This is a genomic window from Xanthomonas dyei (assembly GCF_002939865.1).
Lineage (GTDB): Bacteria > Pseudomonadota > Gammaproteobacteria > Xanthomonadales > Xanthomonadaceae > Xanthomonas > Xanthomonas dyei.
The window spans coordinates 64,940-81,089 of sequence record NZ_MDEE01000006.1; the positions used below are offsets into that span (position 1 = coordinate 64,940).

Sequence of the window (16,150 nt, forward strand, 5' to 3'; positions counted from 1 at the left end):
CGCATACCCCGCATAGGGGCAATGAAGAGCGCCAGCGTGAAGAGGACGAGGTTCATCGCAAACCGTGGCGCGACCGGCATTCTGCTAGAGGTCAGCGCAGGGCGGCGACGTGGGCAACACTGCTTTCGCGCAAGGCCTGCAGGTCGTAACCGCCCTCCAGCATGGACACCACCCGACCCCGCCCATGCCGCTCGGCCAGGGTACGTAGCGCGCCGGTCAGCCAGGCGAAATCATCGTCGTCCAGCATCAGATCGGCCAGCGGATCGCGCAGATGCGCGTCGAAGCCGGCCGAAATCAGGATCAGCTGCGGGCGGAAGGCGTCGATCAGCGGCAGCATCTCGTCTTCCCACACGTTGCGGAAGCGCAAGCCATCGCTGCCGGGCGGCAGCAACAGATTGTGGATATTGCCGACGCCGCGCTCATGGACGCTGCCCGAGTGCGGGTAGAGCCCGGACTGATGCGTGCTCAGATACTGCACGGCCGGGTCGCGTTCGAAGATCGCCTGGGTGCCGTTGCCGTGGTGCACGTCGAAATCGACGATGGTGATGCGCTCCAGGCCATGCCGGTCGCGTGCATGAGCGGCGGCCACGGCGATGTTGTTGAACAGGCAGAACCCCATCGACACCTGCGCGGTGGCGTGATGGCCGGGCGGGCGGACGGCGCAAAAGGCGGTGCGGGTGAGGTCCTGCATCACCGCGTCCACGGCGGCGATGCCGGCGCCGGCGGCGCGCAGGGCAGCCGCGCGCGAGGCCGGTACCATGCGGGTGTCCACATCCAGTTGGCGATAGCCTTCGAACGCGGTCTCCAGCACCGCGTCCACCTGTTCGCGCTCGTGCACGCGGCACAGGTCGCCCAGCTTGGCAAGCGGCGCCTCGCGCCAGTCCAGGTCCGGAAAGGCCGCGCGTAGGGCGTCGACGACCGCCTCCAGGCGGGCAGGGCTTTCGGGGTGTTCAGGGCCGGCGTCGTGACCGAGACAGGCGGGATGGGTGAAGACCAGCATGAGATGACGTTAGCCTTTTTGCCGTGCCGCGCACATGGTCAGCCGCGCCGGCGGTCGTGCCGCCACAGCACTTCCTGCTGGCCATCCACGCGTGCCAGCACGCGCGCCAGCACGAACAGCAGGTCCGACAGTCGATTGAGATAGCCGATCGCCTCGCTGCGCACTGCTTCCTGGCGCGACAGCGCCACGGTCTCGCGCTCGGCCCGGCGCACGATGGTGCGGGCCAGGTGGCAGCGCGCGGCCGCTTCGCCACCGGCCGGCAGGATGAACTCCTGCAGCGGCGGCAAGCTGTCGTTGAAGTGGTCCAGGTGGCGTTCCAGGGCCTGGATGTCGGCCGCCTCGATCGCAGCATGGCCGGGGATGCAGAGCTCGCCGCCCAGGTCGAACAGCTGGTGCTGCACGGTGGTCAGCAGCTCGGCAATCGCAGTGGGCACGCCGGGCGCGGCCAGCAGCACGCCGAGCGCCGAATTGGCCTCGTCCACGATGCCGTAGGCGTTGACGCGCAAGGCATCCTTGCCGGTCCGGCTGCCATCGCCCAATCCGGTGCTGCCGTCGTCGCCGGTGCGCGTATAGATACGTGAAAGCCGGCTGCCCATGACTCAGCCGGCCTGACGCTGGCGATGGGGCGCAGCCAGGCGCTCGGCAACCACCTGGATGACGGCTGCGGCCGCGACGTACAGCGCGGCGCTGCGCAGGTACGGCCAGAGCCAGTCGCTGTAGTTCTTGAACCAGCCGGCGAGGGTGGGTTCGCTCACGCTGGCGCTGATCCAGTAAAAGCTGCCCTGGGCGATCAGCTGACACAGCGCCACGGCGATGAGCAGGGCAGGCACCAGCGCGACCAGCGCAGTCCATTGTGCCCCGTGATAGTGCCGGCGCAGCCATACACCACCGGCCCACAGCGCGAAGTACGCCGGGATCAGGCACCAGTACGCCGGCGACACACAGTAGTGCTGCCAGAAGCTCATGCCCTGCTGGGTGATGACCAGCCAGTCCACCGCGACCGCCAGGCCCATCAGCAGCGGGAACGCCAGTTTGCTGCGCGCAGCCAGATGAAACCCGCCGATGAAGAACACCGCCCAGGACGCGTCCGGGACCGGCGCGAAGTGATTGATTCGTGTGGCCGCCATCAGGACGGCAAGCAGGCTCAAAATCAGGGTGTCGTGCGAGCGAGAAGTCATGCGCGGGGGTTGCCGGATTACAGGTGCGGGAGTGTAGCGTGGAACCTGGCGTGCCCGCGCCACTGCCTGGCCTGCGCCCGGCATCGGCCGGCATGACAACGGCAGACCGGCTGGACGCGTCAACGTGTCTCATCCGGCGCGCACGATGCGCTGCTGGCGAGGGCTTATCATGGGGGAATGACACATCCACATGACGTTTTGATCGTTGGCGGCGGCCTGGTCGGCTCCAGCCTGGCGATTGCGCTGGACCGCCTCGGCCTGGATGTCGGGCTGGTGGAAGCCACGCCAGCCGGCACGCCGCCGGCCGTGTTCGATCAACGCAATCTGAGTTTCGCCGCCGCCACCGTCAACGCCTTGGGCGTGCTGGGCGTGATGGCCAAGTTGCGCAGCCCACCCGGACCGATCCGGCGCATCCACGTCAGCCGCGCCGGCGATTTCGGACGCGTGCAGCTGGACGCCGCCGACTACGGGCGCGACAGCTTCGGGCACGTGGTGGTGGCTCGCGACTTCGGCGACGCCTTGCAGGCACGCCTGGACGAATTGACGCAGCTGCGCCGGTATCGTCCGGCGCGCTGCATCGGCGTGGAACCGGTGCAGGATGGCGTGCGCACGCTACGGCTGGCGACCGACGACGGCGAGCAGCGTGTCCGCGCCAGGCTGGTGGTCGGTGCCGATGGCAGCCACAGCGCAGTGCGCGAACTGCTGCATATCGAGACCGACACGCACGATTTCCTGCAGACCTTGTTTGTGGCGCGTGTGCGCGCCTCCCGGCCGCCGGACGGCACCGCGTGGGAGCGCTTCGGCGAGCACGGGCCGACCGCGCTGTTGCCGCGGGGCGACCGCCATTACGGCGCGATCCACTGCGTGGCACGCGCTGAGGCCGAGATGGTCGCCGCGCTCGACGAGGCCCGCTGGCTGGCCCTGCTGCAGCGCGCGGCCGGCTGGCGCGCCGGGCGCTTTATCGCCAGCGGCGAACGCAGCGCATACCCGCTGGTGCAGGTGCTGGCCAATAACCTGATCGCCGAGCGCGTGGTGCTGCTCGGCAATGCCGCGCAGACGCTGCACCCCATCGGCGCGCAGGGCTTCAATCTGGGATTGCGCGACGCGCTCACCTTGGCAGAGCTGATCGAACACGATCGCAGCGATGCCGGAGCCGGCGCGCTGCTGGCCGACTATGTGGCGCGTCGACGCGTGGACCGCGAGCAGACGATCGGCTTCTCCAGCGGGCTGGCGCGGCTGACCGGCAATCCGGCACCCTTGCTGCGGCCGCTGCGCAGCCTGGGATTGCTCGCGACCTCGCAGGCCGCGCCGCTGCAATCGATGCTGGTCGGCGGGGCGATGGGGTTCCGTGGCGATGTGCCGCAGCTGTGCCGGGGGATCGCATGAGCCGCCGCGGTACGCGCGATGCGGTGATCGTCGGCGGTGGCGTGGTCGGCGCCGCCTGCGCGCTGGCGCTGGCCGACGCTGGTTTGAGCGTTGCGCTGGTGGAAGGGCGCGAGCCCGCGCGCTGGCATGCCGATCAGCCCGACCTGCGTGTCTATGCCTTCGCCGCCGACAACGCCGCGCTGCTCGACAGTCTTGGCGTGTGGGCCAGCGTGCGCGCCGGGCGCGTGCAGCCGTATCGGCGCATGCGGGTCTGGGATGCCGGCGGTGGCGGCGAGCTGCGTTTCGACGCCGACACCCTGGGCCGCGAACAACTCGGCTGGATCGTCGAACATGCGCTGCTGGTCGATCGCCTGTGGGCGGCCGTGCACAGCGCGGGGATCGAAGTGCATTGCCCGGCGCGTGTGGCCGAACTGGAGCAGGACGCCAACAGCGTGCGCCTGCGGCTGGACGATGGCAGCCGGCTGGAAGCGGCCATTGCCATCGCCGCCGATGGCGCGTCGTCTACCTTGCGCGACTTGACCGGCCTGCCGGTGTCGCGGCACGCCTACGCACAACGCGGCGTGGTTGCATTCGTGGAGACCGAACAACCGCACCAGGCCACGGCCTGGCAGCGCTTTCTGACCACCGGGCCGCTGGCGTTCCTGCCGTTTGCCGAAGGCCGCAGTTCGATTGTCTGGACCTTGCCCGATCGCGAGGCCGAGCGCGTGCTGGAACTGGACGATACGGCGTTTTCGCGCGAGCTGACCCAGGCCTTTGCTGCGCGCCTGGGCGCGGTACGTGTCACTTCCGCACGCACTGCGTTCCCGCTGCAACGGCAATTGGTGGAGCAGTACGTCAGTGGCCGCGTGTTGACCCTGGGCGATGCGGCGCATGTGGTGCATCCGTTGGCGGGGCAGGGCGTCAACCTGGGCTTGCGCGATGTCGCTGCACTTCGCGCGGAAGTGCGCGCCGCGCTGGCCAAACGTGCGGACTGGGCCGCGCCGCACCGGCTGCAGCGCTGGGCGCGCACCCGCCGCAGCGAAAATACCGTGGCCGCCTACGGTTTCGATGCGATCAACAACGTGTTTTCCAACGACGAGATGCACCTGACCCTGTTGCGCGGTGCCGCGCTTGGCCTCGCCGGCAGGTTGCCGCCGCTGGTCGATGTGCTGTGGCAACGCGCCTCCGGCGGCGCGTAAGCCATCTCGCGTCTGCCGGCCTGCGCTGTGGCTGGCCGGCATAGCTGACGTTCTATGTCTTTGAGCTTATAGCGCAGGCCGCATCTTCCATACGACGCACGCGGCCGGCGTGGCTACAGTCGCGCCATGACTTCCGTTTCGCACACCTCCAGACCCACCTTGCTGCTGCTCTGCGGCCTGCTCTGCGACGCCGCTATCTGGCAACCGCAGCGCGACGCGCTGGCGGATCTGGCCGATGTGCAGGTGCTGGATTTTCCCGGGTTCGACAGCATCGCGCAGATGGCGGCCCACGTGCTGGCTGGCGCACCGCCACAGTTTGCGTTGGCCGGGCATTCGATGGGTGGGCGGGTTGCGCTGGACATCATGCGTCAGGCGCCCGAGCGGGTGACGCAGCTGGCACTGCTCGATACCGGCATTGCGCCGCGTCGCGACGGCGAACGCGAGGAACGCCAGGCGCTGGTGGATCTGGCGCAGACGCAAGGCATGCAGGCGCTGGCACTGGCCTGGTTGCCACCGATGCTGCACCCCGCACGCAGCGCCGATGCAGGTTTGATGCAAGACCTCAGCGCGATGGTGCAGCGGCAAAGCGCGCAGAGTTTCGCTGGCCAGGTCAACGCCTTGCTGCAGCGCCCGGATGCCGCGCCGGTGCTTGCGCAGATTCGCTGCCCCACCTTGTTGGGGGTCGGGCGCCAGGATGCCTGGAGCCCGCTGGCACGGCATCAGGACATGGCGCGGCAGATTCCGCAGGCGCGTCTGGTCGTATTCGAAGATTGCGGGCATATGGCGCCGGTGGAAGCACCGGCTGCAGTCAGCACCGCGCTGCGCGAGTGGCTGAGCACGTGATCGCCCGTATCGCAGGCGGCGGCAGTTCGGTCGTCTCGGTCATTGCCCTGCGCTGAAACATCGCCAGCGCTTTAGTTGTGTCATTCCACCGCCAAGGGAGGCTGCTGCGTGTCTGCAGACATTTCGATCATCGTTGCGTGCGAACAATTGATTCGTCGGTTTGCCCTGCATAACGACCGCCATGAGCACCAGGCGTTGGCTGCCCTGTTCACTGCCGACGGCGTCTTTGCACGACCGAGCGCGCCGGACGTGCCCGTGCATGGACGCGACGCGATCTTGGAGGCCTTCCGCGCTCGCGCGCCACGCAACACCTGTCATTTGATGCTCAATACCCTGGTCAGCGTCCAATCGAGCACGCTGGCCCATGCGCATAGCCATGTGCTGCTCTACAGCGCACCGCAGACCGATGCGTCTGTTCCCTGGACGGCGCAGGCGCCTGCACTGATCGGCACCTTCGACGATGTGCTGGTGCACCAGGACAACCAATGGCTGTTCAAGCAACGCCTCGGCGCATTGCTGCTGCGCGTCGAGGCGCACTGACCGAGAGTGATCGCTGCCTGCCTGTTCAACGATGCCGCCGGCCATTGCAGGCGACATCTCGACACTGCTCTCCCCCAAGTCGCGTTGCCTCAATCGCCCATCTTCGTTGGAGAATCGCCTAGTGGAACGCGCATGTTCGTCTGTTGGTCGCCGTCGCTCATCGCCCCGGTCGCATCGCCTGCGCGCCGGCAGCTTGACTCTGCTGCTGGCTGCGCTGGCGCCAGCGGCGGCCTTCGCACAGGCCGTGCCTGACACGGTTCCGGTGCCGCAAGGCATCAATCTGGGGGGCACCAGCTTTTTCGACGGTTTTGGCTCCACCCAACCCGGCTGGACGGTGGTCGAATATCTGCGCCATGCGCATCTGAATGCCGTGCTGGATGCGCAAGGCAACGATTCGCCGGCGTTTCGTGATCCGAAGATCAGCAGCTCGGCAGCGCTGACCCAGCTCATCTACGTAACGCCCTACAAATGGTTGGGCGGCACGATTGCCGTCGATGCCATCGTGCCGCTGGTCAACCAGAATGCCGCGTTTGCCGCCGACAGCCCGGTGCGGTTGAGCGACAACGGATTCGGCATTGGCGATATCGCGGTCGGGGCGGCGTTGCAGATGCCGCCGGTGATGCGCAACGACCGGATCCTGCTGTTTCAGCGCTTCGCACTGGTGGCATTTGCACCGGTGGGCAAGTTCGATCGCGATATCGCGATCAACCAGAGCACCGGCTACTGGTCGTTCTCGCCGCATTGGGCATTCACGGTACAGCCCACCGATAACTGGGAGGTCAGCATGCGGCTGCATTACATGTACAACTTCCGCACCGACCGTGCCGGTGGGGTGCCGCCAATTCCCGGCTTCCAGTTCCGCAACGGCCAGGCAGGCGATCTGGCGTGGCTGAATTTTGCCAGCTCGGTCAAGCTGACCGAGCAGCTGCGGGTCGGTGTCAACGGCTTCTACCTACGGCAGCTGCAAGACAACCGGACCAATGGCCAGCGCGTGCCCGACAGCAAACGCACACAGTTCTACATGGGGCCAGGGCTCTCGTGGCGGTTGGACGCGAAGAACGTGCTCAATTTCAATGTCTACCTGCCGGTCGAGGTCAAGAACTCGGTGGCCGGAAACACCTTCAACCTGATGTTCGTGCATTCGCTATAGCGCGCCGAGCTGGCTGGCACGCGGTCCGTGCAGTCGCCAACCGTTTGCGTGCATGCACCATGCCTGTTGCTCCGCAAGGGCGGCAGGCGCGGTGGGGCCAGCCAATGGAGTGCCCGCCACAATCGCGGCGCCGGTGCTGCGAGGACCGGCGGCGACTCACAGCCCCATGCTATGCCGCTGCGTATTGGCATGTTCGCGGAACAGCAATTCCGCGCGTGCGCCATCGCGTTGTTCGATGGCGGCGACGATCGCGCCATGCTGGCGGTGGCCGTAATAGAGATCGTCATAGGCCAGGGTGGGCGAGCGCTGGCCGAACACCACGTTGACCGGGCTGACGAACGGTACCAACGTGCAGCGGTCCACCGTCTCGGTGAGGATCGGTTTGTTGGCCGCCAACACGATGGCGCGATGGAAGCGGGCATTGATCGCGCCGTAGGTCTGCTCATCGCCGACATCGAGGCTGCGCTTGGCAAACAGCCGGTCGCCTTCGCACAGACAATCGTGCAGGGTGGAGAGCAATGTGGCCGACGCGCCCTGTTCGGCCACGGTGCGCGCCGCCATGCCCTCCATCAGCGCGCGTACCGCCAGCGCATCCAGGCTTTCCTGCTGGCTGAAACGGCGGACCGCATAGCCCCGGTTACCGACCTGCACCAGCAGGCCCTCCTGGCATAACGCCGGCAACGCCTGGCGGATGGGCGTGCGCGAAATGGCCAGGCGCTCGGCCAGGGCTGCCTCGGTGATGCGCTCGCCCGGGGCGAAGGTGCCGCACAGGATCAATTCGCGTAGCTGCTGGACCGCTTGCAATCGGTGGTTGTTCGCCATTGGCTCCATTCTCTCGCGCCGTACCGCAGCGCACGTTCCTTCGAAGGGGAAAACTAGCAATTACTTGTATAAAAACCTTGCGGATGAGATCGCTTGATGGCAATTTGGATCCCAAGGATACCGTTTTGGCGATCCGGATTGCTTGGTCGTCCGTGTTGGGATCCATTGCATCGTCAATCCTGACTCAATCAATGACGTGCGCTCTGCCTTTACCTGGCAGCGCTGCGTCGCAGGAGCAAAGCATGGCTAGCATCATCGGCGGCATCGGGACCTCGCACGTTCCCACCATCGGCGTGGCCTACGACAAGGGCAAACAACAGGATCCGGTGTGGAAGCCGTTGTTCGACGGCTACACGCCGGTGGCCGAGTGGCTGGCCGAACAACGTGCCGACGTGCTGGTGTTTTTTTACAACGACCACTGCACGACCTTCTTCTTCGATCTGTATCCGACCTTTGCGCTAGGCGTGGGCGAGCGCTTCCCGGTCGCCGACGAAGGCGCAGGGCTGCGTAATCTGCCTCCGATCCGCGGCGATGTGCAGCTGCAGGCGCATATCGCCGATTGCCTGGTCAACGACGAATTCGACCTGACCGTGTTTCAGGACAAACCGATCGACCACGGCTGCGCGGCCCCGTTGCCGCTGCTGTGGCCGCATGTGCCGGACTGGCCGGGCACGGTGGTGCCGATTGCGATCAACGTCCTGCAATACCCGCTGCCGACCGCACGCCGCTGCTACCGGCTGGGCCAGGCGGTGCGTCGTGCGATCGAGTCGTATCCGGAAGATCTCAGGGTGGTGGTGGTCGGCACCGGTGGGCTGTCGCACCAGATCCATGGCGAACGCACCGGCTTCAACAACACCGACTGGGACATGGAATTTCTGGATCGCTTCCAGCACGCGCCGGAAACCCTGACCGATCTCACCCACACCGACTACGTGCGCCTGGGCGGTGCCGAGAGCGTGGAGCAGATCATGTGGCTAGCCATGCGCGGCGCGTTGGATGGGCCGATCCGCAAGCTGCATCAAAACTACTACCTGATGACGACCACCGCGATGACCGTGGTGTTGTACGAGCCGGGCGAAGAACGCGCCGACGCACCGCGCTCGGCAGAGTTGCTGGCGCGCACCGCCAACGCGGCATGAGGGCCTGCTGATGAATCCGCAAGTAGACGGCATGGACAAGATCGACGGTACCTATCTGTTCGATCTGCGCACCAGCAATCGCGCACTGCGCCTCAATCGTTTTTTCTGGCACATGATCCGCGCCCCATGGCGCGATCGCTTTTTGCAGGACGCGGAAGTGTTGATGCAGGAAGCCGAGCTTACCGAGCGCGAGAAAGCGCTGGTGCGTGCGCGCGACTGGCTTGGATTGGTGCAGTACGGCGCCAATTTTTTTGTGATCGAAAAGTTCGCCCGCGTGGTGCGCATGACCAATCTGCAGGTCTACGCCATCATGCGCGGCGAGTCGTTCGAAGACTTCATGCAGACCCGGCGTGTGCCCGAGGCACGCTGAGCTGCGCGTCCCGGCCAGTGGCCGGGCGCTTCCACCCGACTTCCCAACGTAAGGCCCACCCCCATGACCATGTCCTCCGTGTTCTTCGAACACCGCATCAAGGTCCGGCATCTACGTGTCATCGAGGCGCTGGACCGGCAAAAAAGCCTGCTTCGCGCCTCACGCGTCTTGAACGTGACCCAGCCTGCACTCACGCGTGCCTTGCAGGAGATCGAAGAGATCGTCGGCGCGCCCTTGTTCGAGCGCCATTCGCGTGGCGTGCGTCCCAATGCGATGGGCGAGGTGCTGGTGCAGACCTCGCACGTCGTGCTGGGCCAGTTACGCCGCGCGCAGGACACGTTCGAAGGGTTGCTGCAGGACGATGCGCTCACTATCACTGTCGGCGCGTTGCCGGTGGCGGCGAGCGGCCTGCTGCCGGCAGTGCTGGCAGCCTTGTACCGTACCGAACCCACGCTGCGTGTGCGGCTGCTGCACGGACGCACCGATGAGTTGCTGCCAAAGCTCGCCGGAAACGAGGTGGATCTGGTCGTTGGCCGGTTGTATCCGCTGGCGCGCTACGACGCGTTGGTGCGCAAGGTGCTGTACCAGGACCCGATTGCGCTGGTGGCGCGGAGCGACCATCCGTTGTTTGCCAATGGCCCGGTGCGTATCGCCGAAGCGGCTGCGTACCGACAGGTGCTGCCGACCCTGAGTCAGCATGTGGAGCGCGACGTGGCGCAGGTCATGCGCGAGCACGGGCTGGCCACGCGCGATCAACTGCGTTCCAGCTCTGCCAGTTTCACCCGCGAGATCCTGCTCGGCACCGACAGCATTGCGGTGATGCCAAGCATGATGGTGGCCGGCGACATCGCACGCGGCGAACTGCGTGCCTTCCAGCTGCAGCAGCCCTCGCAAGCGCGCGCAGGTGGCGTGATCTATCGCGACAGCAGTGCCATCCTCAAACCCGGTGTGCGGTTGTTGATGCGTGAGCTGGAACACCAACTGGCGCTGATGGCGCAGCAGGGCGCGGTGTGGGTGGATGAGCATATCGGCGAAGACGACATGCTGCTGGATGCGTCTGCGTAACGGATGATCGTATTGCCAGGCGCAAGGTGTATCGCCGAGCGGGACGAGTACTGTCTATCGCTTGCTTGGACAGTTGCGCTGTTCGAATGCAGTTGTGGATGGACTCGACGGCCGTGTGTGTTTGATTGAAACCCGCGCCGCGCCCGGCTGATCCTGCGTCGGGCGGAATCAAGCACCATGGAGTGCGGTGACCGACATCGGTCCCGTCCGAGCGTGCGCGGTGATGCGCACGCTCGCGTGACATGGCTGCCAATGCCATCAGGCTTCCTTGGCCAAGGCATCCTTCAATCGCGCCTTCTGCAGCTTGCCGGTCGCCGTGCGTGGTAGCGCCTCGACCAGGCGTAGGTGCTTGGGAACCTTGTACTTGGCCAGGCGCTCGATCAGATAACTGCGAATCTGCTCCAGATCCGTCGCCTCAGCGGCGGGCACGATCGCCAGGTAGCCCACTTCGCCCCATTGCGGGTCGGCCATGCCGACCACCGCGCATTCGCGGATGTCCGGGTGATCGGCCAGCACCGCTTCGATCTCGGCCGGATACACGTTTTCGCCGCCGGAAATGAACATGTCCTTCTTGCGGTCCACCACCCAGAAGAAGCCGTCGTCATCGCGTCTAACGATATCGCCGGTGCGGAACCAACCCTGTGCGTCGCGCATCTGAGCGGTGGCCTGCGGTTCGCGCCAGTAGCCTGGGCTGAGGTTGGGGCCGCGCAACAACAATTCGCCAGGTACGCTTGTCGGGCAGTCGTTGCCATCGCCGTCCACCACCGTCCACCACCCGCGTCTGCACGCTGGGCGATGAAATACCTGCCGCACCGAGTTTGCGACGAATCACAGCGCAATCCACCGACATGCCGAACACCGTGCCGGCTTCGCTCATGCCGAAGCCGCAGACCATGGGGATGCCATCGTCCAGCCAGCCCAGCAGGTCGTCGGCGGCGTGCGGCGCGCCGCCGCTGACCAGTGCGGTGAGGTGACGCAGCGTTGCCGGATCGAAACCGGGCTGGCTGCGAAACGCCTGCATCATCTGCGGCACGCCGACATAGTGGGTAATGCCCAGCGCCGGGTTGCCGAGCCAGCCCAATGTGCGCTTCGGTTCGAAGCCGCTCGACACCTGGATCGACCCGCCTACCGCCAGCGCCGGACGTACATTGGTGGCCAGGCCGATGATGTGGAACATCGGCGCCTCGCACAGGAAACTGCTGTTGCCATCTACACGTGTGGTGACGCCGAAGTTGTGCGCCACCTGCTGCAGATTCTGCTCGTTCAACATCACGCCCTTGGGCTGGCCGGACGTGCCCGAGGTAAACAGGATCAGACTCACGCGCTCGGGCGGGATGTACGACGTTTCGGCGGGCGCCAGCGCCTTGGCACTGTCGATAAAACTGGCCAAGGCTTCCACATGCGCGCGTCCGGCCGCGACGTCATCGCCCAGCAGCAGATGCGGCTGCGCGCGTTGCAGCAAGGTGTCCAGCTCGGTGGCGCTCAGCCGCCAGTTGAGCGGCACATAGATCGCGCCGACCCGCGCACAGGCGAAATGCAGCGCAACCTGCCAGACCGAATTGCGGGCCAGCACCGCCAGCCGTTCGCCGTCGACGCAGCCGCGCGTCTGCAGCAAGGCGGCGAGCTGGCCGATCAGGGTGTCCAGTTCGGCATAGGTCCATTCGTGCTCCAGCACCAGGTCGCGCGCGGCAAGTCGTTGCGGTGTGAGGCGGGCATGGAAGGAAATCGAGTCGGTCGGCATGGTCATGGCGTTGTCTTCCGAGGGCGCAATGGGGGAGTGACAAACGTGCGTGCGACAGAGATGGCAGGAAGGTTGGCGCGCGTGCACAACGCGGCAGTTCGCGTTCACCGAATACGTTGCTAACGCACCACTGGAGATGAGATGCCGTGGTGTGCAGCGCACTGCAGTGCGACTACGTCGGCATGCTCGCCGCGTCGTCGGTGACGTAAAACTCAACTGAGATAGACGGTCTTGGTTTCGAGAAACGCATGCAGGCCTTCGATGCCGCCTTCGCGACCGATTCCGGAATGCTTGACGCCACCGAACGGCATGTCGATATCCACCCACATGCCGTTGATCGAATGGCTGCCGCTGCGCACGCGCCGTGCGATGCGATACGCGCGATCGACATCCTCGCCATAGACGGTGCCGTGCAAGCCGTAGTCGCTGGCATTGGCCTTGGCGATCAGATCGGACTCGTCGCGATAGTCGATGAAGCTCACCACCGGGCCGAAGATTTCTTCGCGTGCGATGGTCATGTCCGGTGTGACGTTGGCGAACACCGTCGGCTCGATGAAGAATCCACGCGGCAAATGCGCCGGGCGGTTGCCGCCCATCACCAGCTGCGCACCCTCGGCGCTGCCCTGCGCGATATAGGACTGCACACGTTCCAGTTGCCGGCCAAGCGCGAGCGGGCCCATACCGGTATCGGCGGCGAACGGATCGCCGAGCTTGAGTGCGCCCAGTGCCGCGCAATACGCCTGCAGGATTTCGTCGCGCCGTTGCGCCGGCACCAGCACGCGGGTCAGCGAGAAACACACCTGGCCGGTGATCGGCATGGAGTAGGGCACCAGGCTGGGCAGCACCTTGGAGAGGTCGGCGTCTTCAAGCACGATGGCGGCCGACTTGCCGCCCAGCTCCAGGCCGACCCGCGCCAGGCGTTCGGCGCAGGCCATGCCGATCAGTCGTCCAGCCTGGGTGGAGCCGGTGAAGCTGACCTTGTCGACCAGCGGGTGCCGGATCAGCTGGTCGCCGACTTCGCGACCGGCCGGCAACAGGTTGAACACGCCATCGGGCACGCCTGCGGCGCTGATGCATTCGGCCAGGATGTACGCATCGATCGGGGTTTCCGGCGAGGGCTTGGCCACCACCGTGCAGCCGGCGGCCAGTGCGGCGGCCACCTTGTAACAGAGCAAGACCAGTGGCGCGTTCCAGGGCGTGATCGCCGCAACCACACCCACCGGTTCCTGCACGACGTGCACGCGGCCGCCATTGGCGCGTGCGCGTGGCTCCACGAACGGGTGCATGGCGATCAGGTCGCCGTAGTAATCGAACAGGCCGGGCGCCTGTTGCGAGGCGCGCCGGCTGAAACCGATGGTGGCGCCAACCTGGCCGGTCCACGCTTCGGCCAGTTCCGGCATGCGTGCACGCAGCTGGTCGGCAACGCGCTTGAGTATCATCCCGCGCTCGGGAGGCGACAGCTGCGGCCAGGGGCCGGTGTCGAAGGCGGCACGCGCCGCGGCCACCGCGGCCTCGGTATCTGCGTGCGATGGTTCGGTGTAGCGCAGCAGGCGTTGTTCGGTATGCGGGGCGATTACATCGACATGGCGATCGCCGCTGCTTGCCCGCCACCGGCCATCGATGAACAGGCCCAGCGGCCCACGCGCGGCGATCCCGCGCAGCGTTGCGGATAAGGCTTCCATACTCCCTCCTCGGTGCAGAAAACCACTGGCAGCGCCAGCGATGCGTGGCGTGCACGCATCGCTTCAGGCGCCATGGGACGTGCTAGGCGCTGTTTTTGGTGAGGTCGTATTCGCCCAGGCCGGGCTTGTAGCTCTTCTCGTCGATGAACTGACGGATGCCTTCCTTGCGGGCGTTGTTGTCGAACGAGTTGGCCGCTTCCTGCATACGCACCAGATAATCTTCGGCTTCGTCGTAGGTCAGGGTGCCCACGCGACGCACCGCGTCCTTGGCGTATTTCAACGCGACCGGGTTCTTGCGCAGCAACAGCTCGGCCACTTCGCGCGTGCGGGCTTCCAGCCGTTCCAGCGGCACGCTTTCGTTGACCAGGCGCCATTCGGCCGCCTTCTTGCCGTCGATCATTTCGCCGGTCAGCGTCATCCACATCGCATCGCGCATGGACAGCAGCTCGACCGCCACCTTGGTCACGCCGCCGCCCGGCAGGATGCCCCAGTTGATCTCCGACAGGCCGAACTGCGCTTCATCGGCGGCAATGGCCAGATCGCAGGCGAACAATGGGCCGAAGCCGCCGCCGAAGCACCAGCCGTTGACCATCGCGATGGTGGGCTTTTGGTACCAACGCAGGCGACGGAACCAGCCGTAGGATTCGCGTTGCGAGCGACGCACGCCACGCAGGCCCTGCGCTTCGGTCTCGCGGAAGTATTCCTTGAGGTCCATGCCGGCCGACCAGGCGGTGCCTTCGCCGCCGAGCACCAGCACACCGACGTTGTCGTCGAATTCCAGTTCGTCCAGCACATCCATCATGCGGCGGTTGAGCGCCGGGCTCATCGCGTTGCGCTTGTCCGGGCGTGCGAACTTCACCCAGGCAATGCGGTTTTCGATGCGAACCGATACCACGTCATGCTCGTTCAAGCGGCGTCTCCTTCAAGTCGGGGGCTGCGGGATCAGAGGTCTTCGGCCAACGCGGTCTCTGCCGCAGTTGTCCGCTCCAGCGTGGCGCTGGCATTCAATTTGCACAGCAGGCGGAGCAGGGTTTGCTGTTCGCCGGCCTGCAGGCCGGTGCAGGTGCGCGCAACGGCGCGCGCCAGGCAGGCTTGCGCCACCTCGAGCGTGCGGTGGCCCTGGTCGGTCAGGTACAGGCCCTTGCTGCGGCGGTCGCGGCCGGCCAGGCGTTCGATCAGGCCTTGCTCGGCCAGCGCGTTGGCGATCTTCATGCCGGCGGCGCGATTGACCAGCAGGCGGTTGCCGAGTTCGGTCTGGTCGCAGCCGGGCTGGTCGCGGATGTGGATCAACGCAGTGACGCGTGCCGGGGTGAGATGCAGCTCGGCCAGCTCCTGGCGGGCGGCATGGCTGGACGCCAAGGTGGCCAGTTGCAGTTGGTAGCCGAGGTCTTTGGCAAGTGCCAGGCGAGCGGTCATCGATCCATCCAAACTGTATCCGTTAAATACAATCTAGCCGACCGAAGCGGGCGCTGCAAGAGGTGTTGGCATCGGAACCTGAAGTGCAGTGCGCGCCCGCGTCCTGCCGGCGCGCCTGCCTGCCGCTCAGGTGTGCGGGGAGATCACAGAGTCAGCCAGCCGGCCAACTGCTCGCGGGTCAGGTAACCGCTGTGGCGGGTGTCGAGCGCATCGAATTCGTCGCCCAGCGCGGGGTTGGCCTGGGCTTCGGCACGGCTGATGCGGCCGTCGCCATCCACGTCCATGGCGTGGAAATCGATGCGGTAGCTGCCGACCACGCTGCTGGGCTGGATCGAACGCACGATCACGCTGGATTCGCCGCGCGGGCGCTCCAGTCGGGTCTGATGGGTGACCTCACCGCTGGACAGCGGCTGGGTGCGGATGACATTGGGCACATCGACCAGCGGCATGCTGCTGGCCGGCGTAGGTGCCTGCTGGGCGGAGGCGAGGCCGCAAACGAGCAGCAGTGCGGTACATGTTGCAAGACGGCAGATGGTCATCAGATCCCCCTGATGTGGAACAGCTGGTAAGGATAGAGGCTGTGGGCAGCTTGCGGTGGGTGGCGCGCGCGGTAGAGGCAGCGCATCGCAAGATTCATTAC

The 16,150-nt window shown here is 65.9% G+C and carries 16 protein-coding genes and 1 pseudogene; 8 read left to right on the forward strand and 9 right to left on the reverse strand.

What is annotated here, in order from left to right; translation table 11 throughout:
- Positions 1-91: 91 nt before the first annotated feature.
- From XdyCFBP7245_RS06515 to XdyCFBP7245_RS06525, 3 genes are read right to left on the reverse strand one after another with little or no spacing between them, the layout of a single operon-like run.
- Positions 92-1,000: a histone deacetylase family protein gene (locus tag XdyCFBP7245_RS06515; protein WP_104614921.1), complete on the reverse strand. Its 909-nt coding sequence runs from the start codon at positions 998-1,000 to the stop codon at positions 92-94.
- 38 nt (positions 1,001-1,038) lie between these two features.
- Positions 1,039-1,596, reverse strand: coding sequence for a cob(I)yrinic acid a,c-diamide adenosyltransferase (locus XdyCFBP7245_RS06520; RefSeq protein ID WP_104614922.1), 558 nt, complete (start codon positions 1,594-1,596; stop codon positions 1,039-1,041).
- Positions 1,597-1,599: 3 nt separating this feature from the next.
- The gene (locus tag XdyCFBP7245_RS06525) at positions 1,600-2,178 is read right to left on the reverse strand and encodes a hypothetical protein (protein ID WP_055851139.1); all 579 of its coding nucleotides are present in this window, start codon (positions 2,176-2,178) and stop codon (positions 1,600-1,602) included.
- 177 nt (positions 2,179-2,355) lie between these two features.
- Between XdyCFBP7245_RS06525 and ubiH the strand changes: the two genes are divergently transcribed.
- The 5 genes from ubiH (at position 2,356) to XdyCFBP7245_RS06550 (ending at position 7,275) form a co-directional block, all read left to right on the forward strand.
- Positions 2,356-3,564: a 2-octaprenyl-6-methoxyphenyl hydroxylase gene (gene ubiH, locus XdyCFBP7245_RS06530; RefSeq protein ID WP_104614923.1), complete on the forward strand. Its 1,209-nt coding sequence runs from the start codon at positions 2,356-2,358 to the stop codon at positions 3,562-3,564.
- On the forward strand, positions 3,561-4,742 hold the full coding sequence (locus XdyCFBP7245_RS06535) for a UbiH/UbiF family hydroxylase (RefSeq protein WP_104614924.1): 1,182 nt from the start codon (positions 3,561-3,563) through the stop codon (positions 4,740-4,742). The genes ubiH and XdyCFBP7245_RS06535 overlap by 4 nt, the downstream gene beginning before the upstream one ends.
- A 126-nt stretch (positions 4,743-4,868) precedes the next feature.
- Positions 4,869-5,585 carry an alpha/beta fold hydrolase gene (locus XdyCFBP7245_RS06540; RefSeq protein WP_104614925.1) on the forward strand — a complete coding sequence of 239 codons (717 nt, stop codon included), beginning with the start codon at positions 4,869-4,871 and terminating at the stop codon, positions 5,583-5,585.
- A 108-nt stretch (positions 5,586-5,693) separates the two neighbouring features.
- A complete protein-coding gene (locus XdyCFBP7245_RS06545; protein ID WP_104614926.1) occupies positions 5,694-6,125 on the forward strand; it encodes a nuclear transport factor 2 family protein in 432 nt (143 codons plus the stop codon).
- 202 nt (positions 6,126-6,327) lie between these two features.
- Positions 6,328-7,275: a SphA family protein gene (locus tag XdyCFBP7245_RS06550; protein ID WP_244907777.1), complete on the forward strand. Its 948-nt coding sequence runs from the start codon at positions 6,328-6,330 to the stop codon at positions 7,273-7,275.
- 156 nt (positions 7,276-7,431) lie between these two features.
- On the opposite strand, the gene XdyCFBP7245_RS06555 is transcribed toward XdyCFBP7245_RS06550, so the two are convergent.
- Entirely contained in the window at positions 7,432-8,106 is a 675-nt protein-coding gene (locus tag XdyCFBP7245_RS06555; protein WP_104614928.1) for a GntR family transcriptional regulator, read from the reverse strand.
- 233 nt (positions 8,107-8,339) lie between these two features.
- Between XdyCFBP7245_RS06555 and XdyCFBP7245_RS06560 the strand changes: the two genes are divergently transcribed.
- The 3 genes from XdyCFBP7245_RS06560 to XdyCFBP7245_RS06570 all read left to right on the forward strand — a co-directional run bounded on the left by XdyCFBP7245_RS06560 (position 8,340) and on the right by XdyCFBP7245_RS06570 (position 10,671).
- Positions 8,340-9,236, forward strand: coding sequence for a gallate dioxygenase (locus tag XdyCFBP7245_RS06560; protein ID WP_104614929.1), 897 nt, complete (start codon positions 8,340-8,342; stop codon positions 9,234-9,236).
- 10 nt (positions 9,237-9,246) lie between these two features.
- Positions 9,247-9,606 (forward strand): protocatechuate 3,4-dioxygenase, encoded by a 360-nt coding sequence (locus XdyCFBP7245_RS06565; RefSeq protein ID WP_104614930.1) that lies wholly within the window; start codon positions 9,247-9,249, stop codon positions 9,604-9,606.
- A 63-nt stretch (positions 9,607-9,669) separates the two neighbouring features.
- A complete protein-coding gene (locus XdyCFBP7245_RS06570; protein WP_104614931.1) occupies positions 9,670-10,671 on the forward strand; it encodes a LysR substrate-binding domain-containing protein in 1,002 nt (333 codons plus the stop codon).
- 258 nt (positions 10,672-10,929) lie between these two features.
- Here the strand turns inward: XdyCFBP7245_RS06570 and XdyCFBP7245_RS06575 are convergent.
- From XdyCFBP7245_RS06575 to XdyCFBP7245_RS06595, 5 genes and pseudogenes are all read right to left on the reverse strand, one after another.
- Positions 10,930-12,418, reverse strand: a pseudogene (locus XdyCFBP7245_RS06575) (AMP-binding protein).
- A gap of 206 nt (positions 12,419-12,624) precedes the next feature.
- Positions 12,625-14,094, reverse strand: a complete 1,470-nt coding sequence (locus tag XdyCFBP7245_RS06580; protein ID WP_104614932.1) for an aldehyde dehydrogenase — start codon at positions 14,092-14,094, stop codon at positions 12,625-12,627.
- An 82-nt stretch (positions 14,095-14,176) separates the two neighbouring features.
- Positions 14,177-15,004 carry a p-hydroxycinnamoyl CoA hydratase/lyase gene (locus XdyCFBP7245_RS06585; RefSeq protein WP_104614933.1) on the reverse strand — a complete coding sequence of 276 codons (828 nt, stop codon included), beginning with the start codon at positions 15,002-15,004 and terminating at the stop codon, positions 14,177-14,179.
- A gap of 32 nt (positions 15,005-15,036) precedes the next feature.
- Positions 15,037-15,510 carry a MarR family winged helix-turn-helix transcriptional regulator gene (locus XdyCFBP7245_RS06590; protein ID WP_104614934.1) on the reverse strand — a complete coding sequence of 158 codons (474 nt, stop codon included), beginning with the start codon at positions 15,508-15,510 and terminating at the stop codon, positions 15,037-15,039.
- Between the two features lie 143 nt (positions 15,511-15,653).
- Complete coding sequence (locus XdyCFBP7245_RS06595) at positions 15,654-16,049, reverse strand: EF-hand domain-containing protein (RefSeq protein ID WP_170068551.1); 396 nt, start codon at positions 16,047-16,049, stop codon at positions 15,654-15,656.
- Between the last annotated feature and the right edge of the window lie 101 nt (positions 16,050-16,150).

Coding starts and splice junctions, on each gene's coding strand:
- XdyCFBP7245_RS06560 (WP_104614929.1), top strand. CDS start 8,340: ATGGCTAGCATCATCGGCGGCATCGGGACCTCGCACGTTCCCACCATC.
- XdyCFBP7245_RS06535 (WP_104614924.1), top strand. CDS start 3,561: ATGAGCCGCCGCGGTACGCGCGATGCGGTGATCGTCGGCGGTGGCGTG.
- XdyCFBP7245_RS06580 (WP_104614932.1), bottom strand. CDS start 14,094: ATGGAAGCCTTATCCGCAACGCTGCGCGGGATCGCCGCGCGTGGGCCG.
- XdyCFBP7245_RS06555 (WP_104614928.1), bottom strand. CDS start 8,106: ATGGAGCCAATGGCGAACAACCACCGATTGCAAGCGGTCCAGCAGCTA.
- XdyCFBP7245_RS06515 (WP_104614921.1), bottom strand. CDS start 1,000: ATGCTGGTCTTCACCCATCCCGCCTGTCTCGGTCACGACGCCGGCCCT.
- XdyCFBP7245_RS06540 (WP_104614925.1), top strand. CDS start 4,869: ATGACTTCCGTTTCGCACACCTCCAGACCCACCTTGCTGCTGCTCTGC.
- XdyCFBP7245_RS06525 (WP_055851139.1), bottom strand. CDS start 2,178: ATGACTTCTCGCTCGCACGACACCCTGATTTTGAGCCTGCTTGCCGTC.
- XdyCFBP7245_RS06595 (WP_170068551.1), bottom strand. CDS start 16,049: ATGACCATCTGCCGTCTTGCAACATGTACCGCACTGCTGCTCGTTTGC.
- XdyCFBP7245_RS06570 (WP_104614931.1), top strand. CDS start 9,670: ATGACCATGTCCTCCGTGTTCTTCGAACACCGCATCAAGGTCCGGCAT.
- ubiH (WP_104614923.1), top strand. CDS start 2,356: ATGACACATCCACATGACGTTTTGATCGTTGGCGGCGGCCTGGTCGGC.
- XdyCFBP7245_RS06565 (WP_104614930.1), top strand. CDS start 9,247: ATGAATCCGCAAGTAGACGGCATGGACAAGATCGACGGTACCTATCTG.
- XdyCFBP7245_RS06520 (WP_104614922.1), bottom strand. CDS start 1,596: ATGGGCAGCCGGCTTTCACGTATCTATACGCGCACCGGCGACGACGGC.
- XdyCFBP7245_RS06590 (WP_104614934.1), bottom strand. CDS start 15,510: ATGACCGCTCGCCTGGCACTTGCCAAAGACCTCGGCTACCAACTGCAA.